Source organism: Streptomyces sp. NPDC001502 (genome assembly GCF_042894785.1).
GTDB classification, from domain to species: domain Bacteria; phylum Actinomycetota; class Actinomycetes; order Streptomycetales; family Streptomycetaceae; genus Streptomyces; species Streptomyces kutzneri.
In genome coordinates, this window is sequence record NZ_JBIAVW010000013.1 from 90,565 (window position 1) to 103,080 (window position 12,516).

Consider the following 12,516-nt stretch of genomic DNA (forward strand, 5'->3'; position numbering starts at 1 on the left):
TTATCGTCCGAGGTATGCCTGAGCTCATAACCCCGACCCCCCACCTGCACACTTCCTGGCTCGCCGCGCAGCGCGAAGGGGGACCGGACGCCCACATCGACGGCGGCGGGCTCGGCTCCGACGACGAAGTGGACACCCCGGAGGGCTTCGCGGCCTGGGTGGAGCGGCTGCGCCGGTACTCGGACCGCACCCTGCCGGCCGACCACGGCCGGGTCCACGCGACGTACTGGTGGATCGCCGAGGGCGACACGTACCTGGGTGCGATCGACCTGCGGCACTACCTGAACGGCTTCCTCCTCGACGCGGGCGGCCACATCGGCTACAGCGTCAGGCCCTCGGCACGTCGCCGAGGCCTGGCCACCTGGGCCCTGGGGGCCGTCCTGCACGAGGCGCGCGTCCTGGGCATGGACCGGGTCCTGCTGACCTGCGACCCGGACAACGAGGCGTCCATCCGCACGATCGAGGGCAACGGCGGGGTGCTGGAGGACGTCCGCGGAACCCTGATCGGCCCCAAGCGGCGCTACTGGATCGACCTCTAGGCCGTCTCTTGCGGATCTTGCCGGCCGACGGGGCGAGCACGCCCCCGACAGCCAGGGCGGGATCGTTTCCCCCGCGCTGCCATGAGGCCGTGGAGGAGCCCCGTGTCGTACCACGGCCGTACGGCCCCGGTGGGTCGATAGTGGGAGGGTGAGCGACAGGCCGGAGGGACCCGGGCCCGGTGGTGCCGAAGACGGCACCGCGTGGTCCGGACGTGAAGGGGCGCGCGCATTCGCGGCGGTGGAGGCGGCCACGGACTGGCTGCTCGGGTACCCGTTCGTCTTCCGGGCCCTGGCTCGCCGCATCGGCGCCGGCGAGGTCCTGGTGGACTACGGGTGCGGGCCGGGCAAGGTGGCCGACGAGGCGGCCCGGCGGCTGGGGGCGCGGGTGCTGGGGGTGGACACGTCCGCGGAGATGCTGGCGCTGGCCCGCGGTTCGGCGACCGCGGTGGCCGAGTACCACCTGGTCGAGGACGGACGCGTGACCGGCCTGCCGGACGGCTGCGCGGACGCGGTGATGTGCAACCACGTACTGGCGTCGCTGCCGACCGAGGAGGCGGTGCTCGGCGTGTTCACCGAGATCCGCCGGCTCCTGCGGACGGGCGCCCCGTTCGTGTTGCTGGCCACCGATCCCGCGTGCGGCGGCACCGAGTACGCCTCGCTGCGGATCGGCGAACCGGGCGAGGTGTACGGGCCGGGTGACGAGCTGACCGTACGGCTCCGGCGCACGGACGGGTCCTGGCAGGAGGTACGCAACCACGCGTGGCCCGTCGGAGTCCTCCCGGCCCTGCTGGAGCGTGCGGGATTCCGGGACGTCGTCCAGCACCGGCCCACTGTCGACGAGGCACTGACCGTGGCCGACGTGGACTTCGCGGCCGGCCGCGCGTGGCCGGCGGAGCGGGCGGGACCGCCCCTGGTGATCACGACAGCGCTCGCGGCTTGAGCCGAGGTAATGGCTGATGCGCTGCACGATCACCTTCACCGGCAGGCCCTGGACAGGTCCTCGGTGTTAATGTCGCGCCATGTCGTCCAAGGCCGAAATAGACGTGGTGACCGCCGAGTTCTTCGGCGCCTTCGACAACCGAGGCGGCAAGGCAGCCGATCTGGACCGGATCCGGCGGCTGGTCCTGCCGGGCGGAGTGATCACCATGACCGGCCCGCAGTTCACGGTCTGGAGCGTGGAGGAGTTCATCGAGCCGCGCCGCCTGTTGCTGGCCGCCGGCGGGCGCCTGGCCGAGTTCTCCGAGTGGGAAACCTCCGAACGGACCGAGATCGCGGGCGACATCGCCTCGCGGTTCGGCGAGTACCGCAAGTCCGGGCACCTGGACGGCAAGCCGTTCGAGGGGGCCGGGACCAAGACCATCCAGTTCGTCCGCACCGCGGACGGCTGGCGGATCGCGGCCTTCGCCTGGTACGACCGGCCCTGATCACGCCCGGCCGCTGCCGCCCCGGCCCACCGGCCCCAGGCGGATGAAGCCCATCATGGTGCGCGTAGGAGTTCTCGGTCCGCCGGACGCCCGGCCCGTCGAGTCCGCAGTGCACAGGGCAGGCTCGCTCCCGTCCCCGCAGGCGCGCCGGCTGCTCTACGAGGACCGTCCCGTCCCGAAAGGTCCGGGCGGCGACGAGGAGCAACCGGCGCCCCGGGCACGGGACTTCGCGCCGTTGCCTGACACCCCCTAGCGGGCCGCCGAGGCCGGGGCCAGCGCGGTGCGGAGTCGGGCGAGCCGGTCGGCGGCCGAGCCCCGCACACCCGGGTGGGCCGCGCAGAAGCGCTGCCAGGCCCGTTCGTCCACCCGTACGCCGGCCAGGCGCGGCGGCTCCGGGAGGGGCCGCTCCCGGCAGGCCTCCGCCAGCAGCACGGCGTCGTACAGATCCTTGCACTGCGGGCCGTCCTCGGCCGCGGCGTCCGCCACCAGCCACCGCAGCTTCCAGGCCAGCGACAGCCGGCGGCTCGCCGTGCGGACCACCGTGACCCCGCCGTCGCCTCGCGGCACCGCCGTCCAGACGGGGGGCTCGGGCAGCCGCTCGTCGCGGGAGAAGTCCAGCTGCGCCACCCCCTCCGGGCCTGAGTCCGCTCGCCACGGGATCAGGATCCTGATTCCGCCGGGCCCGTCCTCGCCGTCCGTGTACGCGTAGGCCCACGTACCGTCCCGGCGCGCCCCGTCCGCGTCCAGCAGGACGCCCGCGGCGGCCCGCGGGCAGGCGCGGACCCGTTCCAGCAGATCCTCGTACGGCGGGAAATCCGCCGGCTCCGGCTCCGGTTGCCAGACCAGGCCCTCCGGAGGGACGTTCGCGCGCAGCCCCCGCGTCTCGAACTCCGCCTCCCCGTCCGCCCAGATCTCGTAGCGGGCGGCACCGTCGGCGGCCTCCGGCCACTGCTGCACGGTGTCGTACGCCGGGACGTACGGGTGGGGGTGCCGCCGGTCGACGGGCACCGGCGACGGCGGCGGCACGACGAAGTCGAGGTCACCCGGCGGCCGGGCCCGGCCACCGACCCACGCGGGCATGACCATGCTGCCGCGCAGGACCAGGTCGCCGCCCCACGTGGATTCCGCGATCAGCCGCAGGAGATGGTCGAGGGCGGCGCGGCCGGGCCCTGCCGCCGCCGTCAGGTCGTTCACCGTCATGCGGCGACTGTAGGCGCCGCCACCGACAGGGCCGTGGCTCACTGGATCAGGTCGGTGTGCGGATGCTCCGGGGACTCCGGGCACATTCGAGGCGATGGCCAGCAGGGGGTCCATCCCGGCGCCGCAGGCGGCACACATGCGGGCGACGGGGTCGGTCAAGCCCCACTGGGGCCGGCCGCCGACCTTCCATCCGGGGGCGACGGACAGCTCGCTCCGGTGGAACGACTCGGGGACGGCCCGGTCGGCGCGGCACGGACGCCGGTGACCTCGGCGGCGGATCGCCGGAACAGCGCGGTCGGCGGCTTGTCATCGGGCTCGTGCTCGAAGGGCAACGGGCGTATCCGAGACTCCTGGCGCCAGACGACACGGGCTTGACCGGCAAGATCCGAAAGACACGCCCTAGCCGTGCGGGGTGCAGCAGCCGTCGCGCAGCATCTGGTCCAGTACCGCGCGCCAGCCGGCCGGGTCCGGGGACGGGACCGGTGGCTCGGCGGACGGACGGGTGAAGGCACGTTCCAGGGCGGGGCGTTCACGCAGGTTTCCGCCGCGGACGGTCGCCCGTACCCGGACCAGGTCGTCGAAGTCGGCGAACGGATCGCCGTCGACCAGGGTGAGGTCGGCGATCCGGCCGGGCTCGACCGTGCCGAGCCGGTCCGCGACGCCGAACATCCGGGCCGGGGTCAGGGTCACCGTGGTCAGGGCCTCCGCGGGCGTCAGTCCGTACCGGTGCAGGGCCCGCAGCGCGAGGTGGAGATGGAGACCGACCGGGGTGAGCGGCGCGTCCGTGCCCAGCGCGAGGCGCCCGCCGCCTTCGACGACACGGCGGTAGACGCCGACCTCCCGCTCCAGCGCCGCGCTCTGCTCCGCGCTCGGCGGCGCGGCGGCCGCGGCCCGGACGGCCGCCACGTCCCACGGCGGCATCAGCGACGTCACCCGCGGATCGTCGGCGAGCGCCGGATCGGCGCCGATCAGCGGGAGGGCCGTGAAAGGGGTGGCGATCAGATCGAAACCGCCGTGCGTGTAGACCTCCAGGGTGTCCTGGTACGTGTGCCCCCGCGGGGTCGCACCGTGCCCGCACTCGGCACGCTCGGTCGCCACCAGGTGCGTGGTCAGGTCCTGGCCGGACCGGATGCCGGGGGCGCACAGGTGGGAGCCGGCCAGGACACCGAGCCGCTCGTGCGCGAAGCGGGCCGCCTCGGCCATCTGCTCGTAGGGGGCTCGTACGTACGTCTTGACGAAGTCCCAGTCCAGCGCCGCGGCCCGGGCCAGCGAGCGGGCGAACCCGGCGCGCGTGCGATGGGCGCGCCCCATGCTGTAGGCGACCCGCGAGCCGTCGAGGAGCTCCCCGCCCGCCAGCAGGCGGGGAGCGGCGAGCAGCCCGGCCCGGATGTCCTCGCGCAGCCGGGCCTGTTCATAGGCGGAACCGCCGAGCGAGACCACGGTCGTGACCCCGTACGCGAGGTGCAGCGCACCCTGGCGCGCCCCATACGTGTAGGGGTACGGATGGACGTGCGCGTCCCACAGGCCGGGCAGGACCGTGCCGTCGGAGCAGTCCACGGTGCGGGCGGCGCGGCGGCCCGGCCGGTGCGGCTCGACGGCGGTGATCCGCCCGCCGCCGATCAGGACGTCGACGTCGGCGCGGGGAGCGGAGCCGGTGGCGTCCCACAGCAGTCCCGCGTGCACGACGGTGTCGACGGGTGCGGGGCGCCGGTAGTTCAGGGAGACGGATACGGTCCGGGGCGCTGCGGCCGGTGCTCCGGCTCCGTCGAGGGAGAGCAGGCGCAACCGGGCACAGGACTGGTAGAGCAGGGTGCGGGAATCGGCGGACCACGAAGGGTGGTCGGCGGGCTCGTCGGTCAGGCGGCGGGCCGGGCCGGTCGGGGCGCCGTCGGGGCCGACGGGTAGCAGCCAGAGGGCCGACTCGCCGACGCAGGCCAGGAAGCGGCCGTCGGGGGACCAGACCGGGCCGGAGGCGTAGCGGTCCGCGAGCGAGGCGTGCGGGGCGAGGGCGTGCAGGCGGGCGGCGCCGGTGGCGGTGTCGACGATCCGGATGAGGTTGTAGCCCTCGCGGAAGCGCCGGCTGAGCCGGTTGCGGTCGCAGAGGGCGAGATGGCGGCCGTCGGGCGACCAGCTGGGCGGGCCCGGCAGACCGCCGCCGCCGAGGGCCGCGACCAGCGGGGTCTCGGTCCCGGTCGCGAGGTCACGCACGAGGAGCCGCCCGGCGAGATCGAGGGCGGCGAGCCTCGTGCCGTCCGGCGACAGCACCCCGTAGACGCGGCCGCCCGGGGCGAGGACGCTCTCCCGGCCGCTGTCGAGCTCCCGGCGGCGCACGGTGTTCAGGCCGTCGCGGTCGTCGGTGTAGACCAGCGCGCGGCCGTCCGGGCTCCACACCGGACCCTGGACGTACGCCGTCACGGGAGCCTGGACGATCTTGCGGGGCGCGCCGCCGGTGACGGGTGCGATCCACAGCGCGTTCAGCGCGGCGAACGCGACGCGGCGGCCGTCGGGGGAGAGGGCCGGCAGGTGGATACCCCGGACCGGAAGGCTCCGTTCGGCCTCCAGTACGTACTCCTTGACCCGGTAGCGGGGTCGGGCCACTTCGAGGGTGGCGTCGAGGGGGATCTCGCGGCCGGCGCCGCCGTCGTCCCGGTGGGGGCGGATCACCCGGAACCGGCCGTCGAGGGTGATCAGCAGCCGGTCGTCGCCGATCCAGCGCGGGGGAGCGGGCGCGAGATCACCGTCGAGGGGGACCGGACGGCCGTCGGCGAAGAGGGAGAGGTTCTCGGCCTTGCGGGGGCCCGGGGTCGCGCACAGCCAGGCGGTGCGTCCGGACGGGGAGAGCGCGGGGGCCAGCAGCCTGCCGTCGGTGACGGTGTGCTCGGCCCGCACCGGGCCGCCGGCACCGGGGTCCGTGGCCACGGAGGCGACCGTCCGGGCGGTCAGGGTTTCGCCGGTCGGCGTGCCGCGTACGAACAGGACGCGCGAGCCGTCCGGCGACCAGACCGGGTCGAAGTCCTCCCACTCCCCGTCCTGGCCGGGGCCGTCCTGCCCGGGCAGACCCGTCAGCCGGCGCGGGCGGCCGCCGGTCACGGCGACGGTCCAGATCCGGTACGGACTCCCGGCCACCGGATCACCGCCGCGCTCGGAACAGAAAGCGAGGGTGCGGCCGTCGGGCGACCAGGCGGGCGCGCGGTGGTCGAACGGCCCGTCGGTGAGCGGGCGCAGGCCGGAGCCGTCCGCGTTCATCACCCAGATGTGGAAGCCGCCGCCGCGGTAGGCGCTCATCGCCACCTGGCGGCCGTCGGGGGAGAACACCGGGCGGCCGGGTTCGAGGTCGGGCGGGGTCAGCGCCGTCGCGGGCGAACCGTCCGGAGGCAGCGACCAGAGAACGCCCTGAACCTCGGCGACGACCCGGTCGCCGGTGGCGGTGGCGGTGGCCGCTCCGTTGGTCGCCCGGGTGAAGCGCAGCCTGACCAGGTCCCCGGCGGCGCCGCCCGGGACGGCCGCCGCCGCGGACGCGCGGCCGAGCAGCGCCGTCAGGGCGCCCGCCGAAGCCGCCTGCAGAACGGTCCTTCGCGCAACTCGCACCTCGACCACTCGCCCTGTCCGTCGATGACTGCCCCGGATGTCCCGTCAGCCACGCAAACGATCACGACCCCGGTCGGGCAACGGGGCCGCGCGCGGGTGTGCGGGAAAAGGGTTTGACCCCGTGGACGGTCGGCGATCGGATGGCGCTCCATGAGCACCGCACAGATGATGCATCCAGGCGCGCACCCCGTCGACGAGGACCTCGTACGCCGTCTGATCGCCGGTCAGTTCCCCCGGTGGGCCGGGCTGACCGTGGAACGGCTGCCGTCGGGCGGCACGGTCAACGAGATGTACCGGCTCGGCGACGGCATGGTCGTACGGCTGCCGATGCTGGCGGGCGGGGCCGAGGACGTGGCGATGGAGCGGGAATGGCTGCCGCGCCTCGCACGGCGGCTGCCCACGGCCGTCCCCGAAGTCCTCGGGGCCGGGGAGCCCGCGCAGGGGTATCCGTGGTCGTGGTCGGTGTACCGGTGGCTGGCGGGGGAGAACCCCGAGGCCGGGGCGCTGCACGAGCCCGTGGCGCTGGCCCGTGACCTGGCCGCCTTCGTGGCGGCGATGCGGGGCATCACCCTGCCGGGGGCGCCGGAGGCCTACCGCGGGGGACCGCTCGCCTTGCTCGACGCGCCGACCCGGGCAGCGATCGGGCAACTGCGAGGGATCCCGGAGGAGGGCGTCGACTGCGATGCCGTGACCGCGGTATGGGAGGACGCGCTGCGGGCCCCGGAGTGGGACGGGCCGCCGGTGTGGCTGCACTCCGATCTGACGCCGGGCAACCTGCTGGTGGACGGGGGCAGGCTGACCTCGGTCATCGACTTCGGGTGCATGGGGGTGGGAGATCCCGCCTGCGATCTGTTCCCGGCATGGAACCTGCTGCCGGCCGGCGCGAGGGCGGTCTTCCGCGAGCGGCTCGGGGTGGACGACGCGACCTGGCGCCGCGGCCGGGGGCGGACGCTCTCGCAGGCGCTGAACGCGCTGCCCTACTACCGCACGACGAACCCGGTGATGGCGGCCAACGCCCGGCACGTGATCCGCGAGGTGCTGGGAGAGGACCTGCGGTGAGGCCCGGCCGGCCCGGTCGAGATGCGCGCCGGGCCCGGCCGGGGAGTGCGCCGGGCCCGGGCCCGCCGTCCGGCGGCCGGGTGCGCTCAGGAGCTGGCCGCGGAGGTGCAGGCCGCGCTGCCGCCGCAGAAGGTGACGTCCCAGTGGTTGCCCTCCCGGGCGTAGACGTTGCCCGCGGCGGACCGGTAGCGGGCGGCGCCGTCGCCGCGGTCGGCGATCCGGGTGAAGCTGCCGGTGACGTAGTTGCCGACACAGCTGGTCGGACTGAAGTCGATCTTGTAGCCGTTCCAGTGACTGTAGGTACCCGAGGAGTGTCCCACCTCGGTGCCGCCCGTGATGGTGAGGGCGCAGTGGCTCGCGTTGCGCAGGGTGCGGACGTCGCTGATGGTTGCGGCGTTGACCTGCTCCAGCGAGGTGCAGGTGGCGTTGTTCCGGTTGCTGCAGCCACCGCTGGAGGACAGGCCGATGCCGCCCGTCGCGTTCAGTTGGCTCACGGCCGACGCGTGGCTGAGCTTCGCCGGGGCGGCGTGGGCGGTGCCGGGAACGAGCAGGGCGACGAGGGCCGCCGTGGTGCCGACGAAGCCGGTGGCGAGGGTGCCGCGGAGTCGACTGCGCATGAGGATCTTCCCCTTCTCCGGATCGGAGTGCTGACCACACACACTTCAGCAGCGGGGGTCGGGCCCCCGCAGGCCGAAGGGGGCATCTGTCCGGTACGGGTCAGTCGGCCGCCCCCGCAGCGCGTGGTGCGCGCGCCCGGCCGCGCCGGGCGCATCGTCCGATCGGCGCAGGTGGAGGGATCAGTGCCCGCCCGCGAGCCGCTCGTCCTGGAGCCGGTCGCGCTGCAACTGGTGGGCGAGGGTGCGGCGTACCGAGGCCGAAACCGTCACCGGCGCGCCGGCCGTCGCCTTCGGCGGGACGTCGAGACCGCGGCTGATCTCGTCGTAGGCGGCCCGGAAGCCCGCGGGCAGCTCCGCGCGATGGAGCGTCAGGTCGTCTTCGAGGAGGCGCCGCAGCTCGTCGACGGTCCGGGGCGTGAAGCGCTTCCGGCCCCGGGCGAGTGCGTCGACGCAGCGGGTGCAGCGCGCGGCGTCGAGGCTCTCGGCGACCGCTTCCGCCAGCCCCCACAGGCGTCCTTCGAGCCATGGGGTGTCGTACTGGTCGAGGGCGAACCCCATCGGTGGCGCGGCGGTGTCGACCGCGTACTTCGCCACCTGCTTGGACACGGCGGGCTGACTCATGTCGGTGATCCGGGCGATCGTGTCCTGGGTCCAGCCGAAGCCGGCGAACAGCTGGATCATCTCGGCGCGCAGCCTCCGCATCTCCTCACCCGCGCGGATGACCTCGTTCATACCGGCGAGCATCCGCACGGCCTGTTCCTCGGTCAGCGTGCCGGATGTCCGATGCGTACTCTCTCGGTCTGCCACAACTCGGTTATACACTGCGGCACCCCCTTCGCCATAACCTGGTTGTACAACCTGGTTATGGCTGTCAGGATCCGCGGCATGCCCACATTCACCGCACCTGACGGCACCCGGCTCGCCTACCGCATGCTGGGGAGCGGCGACCCGGTCGTCTGCATCCCCGGAGGCCCCGCGGACTCCGGCTACCTCGGCGACCTCGGGGGTCTGTCCGCGCACCGCCGGCTGATCGTCCCGGACCTGCGCGGCACCGGCCGGTCCGCGGTCCCCGAGGACACCTCCTCCTACCGCTGCGACCGCCTCGTCGGGGACATCGAGGCCCTGCGCGAGCACCTCGGCCTCCCTGCGGTCGACCTGCTCGCCCACTCGGCCGGGGCGAACCTCGCCACGCAGTACGCGGCCCGGTACCCGGACCGTGTCCGCGGGCTCGTCCTGATCACCCCCGGCACCCGCGCCGTCGGCGTGATCATCACCGGGGAGAGCCGGCGGGAGCTCGCGCGGCTGCGGAAGGACGAGCCGTGGTTCCCCGAGGCGTTCGCGGCACTGGAGGCGATCACCGAGGGCACCGGCAGCGACTGGGATGCCATCAGCCCCTTCTTCCACGGCCGGTGGGACGACGCGGCCCGGCGGCACCAGGCGGCGGCCCGCCCGGACAACACGGAGGCCGTCACCCTCTTCGCGGCCGACGGCGCCTTCGACCCACGGGCCACGCGCGCAGCGCTCGCCACCTGGAGGAGCCCCGCGCTGCTGCTCGCGGGGGAGTTCGACCTGAACAGCCCCCCTCGATCGGTGGCCGAGTTCGCCGAGCTGATCCCGGGCGCCACGTTCCTCGTACTGCGGGGAGCGGGCCACTACCCCTGGCTCGACGACGCCGACCGGTTCGTGGCGACCGTCGCGGCGTTCCTGGCGTAGCGACCTCTACGGAGCCCGGGCGCGCGCCCGCGCCCGCGCCCGCGCACGGGCACGGGCACGGGGCGGTGCAGGCAGGGCGATGGCCCCGGCCGGATTCCCCCCGGCCGGGGCCATCACCGGGCAGGCGCGTCGTCCCGCGCGCCTGCGCGATCACCAGAGCACGGGCAGGCGCTCCGGGATGCGCTTCATGAAGCGGGTACGCCACACGAGCTGGTCGACCGGCACGGCGAGAGCGAGGTGGGGCATCTTCTCCAGGAGCACCTCGATGGCGATCTCCGTGTGCCGCTTGCCGAGCGCGGTGGCCGGGCAGTAGTGCTGTCCGCCGCCGAAGGAGAGGTGCGTACCGGCGTTCGGCCGGTCGATGTCCGCGACGTGCGGGTCGGGGTACACGTCCGCGTCGGTGTTGGCGGCCTCGACCAGGACGAGCATCAGCTCGCCCTTCTTCACCGCGACGTCGCCGAGGGTGAGGTCCTCCAGCGCGAGCCGGGGCAGGCCGTCGGCGATCGACAGGTTGATGCGCAGGAGTTCGTCCACCGCGGCCGGGATCTTCTCCGGCTCCTTGCGCAGCCGCTCCCACATCTCGGGGTTCTGGAGGAGGGAGAAGAGGGCCATGGTCAGGAAGCCCATGGTGGAGATGACCCCCGCGCCGAACAGCGTGACGCCCACGGTGGCGAGCATCTCGTCCGTCAGGTGGTCGTAGTCCGGGTCGTTGCGCAGGGCGGCGAGCTCGGCGATCAGGCCGGTGGTGGTGGGATCGTCGAGGCGCTCCACCATGTAGGCGATGTCGCGGTCCCAGTTGAGCTTGGCGCCGGTGACCGGGCAGGCCGAGTTCATGAACGCGATGTCGAGGCTGGCCGCCAGGCGCGGCGCGTCGGACTCGGGAATGCCGAGGATGCGGCAGTGCAGGTTCTCGGAGTACGGGTTGGTGAACTGGCCGCGCAGGTCGACCGGCGCCCCGTGGCTCAGGAGGCTGTCGACCAGGCTGGTGGCCTGGGCGCGCATCCAGTCGGTGAGCCCGTCGGTCTTCGGGTTGATCGCCCTGAGGACGGCCTTGCGCAGTCCCGCGCCGGTGATGTTGCCCATGTTGTTGACGACCTCGGGCGGGATCGTCAGCGCGTACTGGCGGGGCACACCGGGGGCCGAGGTGTCCTTCAGGCTGAACCGGGGATCCTCAAGAACCTGCTTGGCCAGCGGATAGGAGGAGACGAGCCAGGCTTCGTCCCCGGCTATCGTGCGGACCCGCTTCACCGGTTCGGCGCGCAGCTCCTCGATCTCGGTCGGGAGCTGGTCGCCGCGCGCGGAGAAGGGGAAGTCGAGCAGGGTCTCAGTGGACATCGGGAGCTCCTTCGGCGGGGGTGATGATGGCGTGACCCTGGTTGCGCGAGGCGCGCAGGCCCGAGCCGCGTGAGTAGAGCAGTTCCGCCATGGGCAGGAGCTGGTGGTAGCAATTGAGGGAGGACGGCACGCCGAGGATGGCCGGCGTGTCGAGGAAGAGCGGCATTTCGGCGCAGACGTACTCCAGGCACACGTCGCGCTGCCGCGTGGTGGCGGCCTTCCCGTTCAGGACCTTGGACGAGAGGAACGCGTCGACCAGCGAGTTGCTGGTCTTGCGGAACTCCGGGTCGGTGTCCAGCAGGGTGGTCAGGTGACTGTGGAGCGCCCGGTAGGCCGGGATGTCGGTGAGGGAGGACATCGGGCGGGCGCGGAGGCGGGTGCCGGTGGGGTCGGCCTCCGCGGCGGCGTTGTTCACCTTGGCGCGGACGCCGCGCAGGTTCTTCACCGCCTTCCGGCGCGCTTCGTCCTCGCCGTAGCCGAGAGCCTCGTACATCTCGGCCACGTGCATGTCGGTGTAGATGAGGTCGACCTGCTCGAAGTTGCGCAGGCCCCAGTGGGCAAGGTCATTGACACGTTGGGCCGAGAAGTAACTGTTCCCCGGGGAAATACCTATGACGGCATGATCGCCTTCGGTGCTGATCACCTGGCAATGCGGGGTGTACGGCCGGACTGTGAAGACTTCGGTTGCTGTCGTCAACAGGGGTCGGGTCCTTTGTGCCGCTAGTCCCATGGGGCCCTGTGCCCCGGGTGTGGCGGCGACGTGATGGAAAGCTACCCGAACTGTGAGCGACGTTCCATGTCTTCTGGGTGGTAACTCATCTGTCGGACAACACAGTTGACCCGGGCACCTTTCGAACGTGGCCGATCCGGCCCTGGTGGTGGCCTGTCGGCCCCGTCTTTACCGGGTGTTTCCGGGGCGGCCACCGGTGAGAAATCGTTCGGCCGACCGGAATTCTTCCCGGAACGTTCTGGCCGAGAGTCGACGGTGACGGGCCATCAAGCTCCGCTCGGGATACGGGCTTTTCCGGACGGGCCGCCCGG

11 protein-coding genes are annotated in these 12,516 nt (G+C 73.3%); 5 read left to right on the forward strand and 6 right to left on the reverse strand.

The window, feature by feature from the left end; all coding sequences use genetic code 11:
• Window positions 1–14 precede the first annotated feature (14 nt).
• The 3 genes from ACFY0D_RS23295 (at window position 15) to ACFY0D_RS23305 (ending at window position 1,963) form a co-directional block, all read left to right on the forward strand.
• Window positions 15–539 (forward strand): GNAT family N-acetyltransferase, encoded by a 525-nt coding sequence (locus tag ACFY0D_RS23295; RefSeq protein ID WP_390799984.1) that lies wholly within the window; start codon window positions 15–17, stop codon window positions 537–539.
• 148 nt (window positions 540–687) lie between these two features.
• Complete coding sequence (locus ACFY0D_RS23300; RefSeq protein ID WP_390799985.1) at window positions 688–1,479, forward strand: class I SAM-dependent methyltransferase; 792 nt, start codon at window positions 688–690, stop codon at window positions 1,477–1,479.
• Between the two features lie 79 nt (window positions 1,480–1,558).
• A complete protein-coding gene (locus ACFY0D_RS23305; protein ID WP_390799986.1) occupies window positions 1,559–1,963 on the forward strand; it encodes a DUF4440 domain-containing protein in 405 nt (134 codons plus the stop codon).
• Window positions 1,964–2,212: 249 nt separating this feature from the next.
• Here ACFY0D_RS23305 and ACFY0D_RS23310 read toward each other — a convergent pair whose 3' ends face one another.
• Together ACFY0D_RS23310 and ACFY0D_RS23315 are read right to left on the reverse strand one after the other, a co-directional pair.
• Window positions 2,213–3,163, reverse strand: a complete 951-nt coding sequence (locus ACFY0D_RS23310; RefSeq protein WP_390799987.1) for a nucleotidyl transferase AbiEii/AbiGii toxin family protein — start codon at window positions 3,161–3,163, stop codon at window positions 2,213–2,215.
• 399 nt (window positions 3,164–3,562) lie between these two features.
• The gene (locus ACFY0D_RS23315) at window positions 3,563–6,751 is read right to left on the reverse strand and encodes an amidohydrolase family protein (RefSeq protein WP_390799988.1); all 3,189 of its coding nucleotides are present in this window, start codon (window positions 6,749–6,751) and stop codon (window positions 3,563–3,565) included.
• A gap of 150 nt (window positions 6,752–6,901) precedes the next feature.
• On the opposite strand from ACFY0D_RS23315, the gene ACFY0D_RS23320 reads away from it, so the two are divergent.
• The gene (locus ACFY0D_RS23320) at window positions 6,902–7,810 is read left to right on the forward strand and encodes an aminoglycoside phosphotransferase family protein (RefSeq protein WP_390799989.1); all 909 of its coding nucleotides are present in this window, start codon (window positions 6,902–6,904) and stop codon (window positions 7,808–7,810) included.
• Between the two features lie 86 nt (window positions 7,811–7,896).
• Here the strand turns inward: ACFY0D_RS23320 and ACFY0D_RS23325 are convergent, their stop codons facing one another.
• Together ACFY0D_RS23325 and ACFY0D_RS23330 are read right to left on the reverse strand one after the other, a co-directional pair.
• On the reverse strand, window positions 7,897–8,433 hold the full coding sequence (locus ACFY0D_RS23325; RefSeq protein ID WP_390800080.1) for a hypothetical protein: 537 nt from the start codon (window positions 8,431–8,433) through the stop codon (window positions 7,897–7,899).
• Between the two features lie 174 nt (window positions 8,434–8,607).
• Window positions 8,608–9,234, reverse strand: a complete 627-nt coding sequence (locus ACFY0D_RS23330) for a sigma-70 family RNA polymerase sigma factor (RefSeq protein ID WP_390799990.1) — start codon at window positions 9,232–9,234, stop codon at window positions 8,608–8,610.
• A gap of 78 nt (window positions 9,235–9,312) precedes the next feature.
• Between ACFY0D_RS23330 and ACFY0D_RS23335 the strand changes: the two genes are divergently transcribed.
• Window positions 9,313–10,140: an alpha/beta fold hydrolase gene (locus ACFY0D_RS23335; protein WP_390799991.1), complete on the forward strand. Its 828-nt coding sequence runs from the start codon at window positions 9,313–9,315 to the stop codon at window positions 10,138–10,140.
• Window positions 10,141–10,290: 150 nt separating this feature from the next.
• On the opposite strand, the gene ACFY0D_RS23340 is transcribed toward ACFY0D_RS23335, so the two are convergent.
• Complete coding sequence (locus ACFY0D_RS23340; protein ID WP_390799992.1) at window positions 10,291–11,475, reverse strand: cytochrome P450; 1,185 nt, start codon at window positions 11,473–11,475, stop codon at window positions 10,291–10,293.
• On the reverse strand, window positions 11,465–12,205 hold the full coding sequence (locus tag ACFY0D_RS23345; protein WP_301363748.1) for a tRNA-dependent cyclodipeptide synthase: 741 nt from the start codon (window positions 12,203–12,205) through the stop codon (window positions 11,465–11,467). The genes ACFY0D_RS23340 and ACFY0D_RS23345 overlap by 11 nt, the downstream gene beginning before the upstream one ends.
• Window positions 12,206–12,516 lie beyond the last annotated feature (311 nt).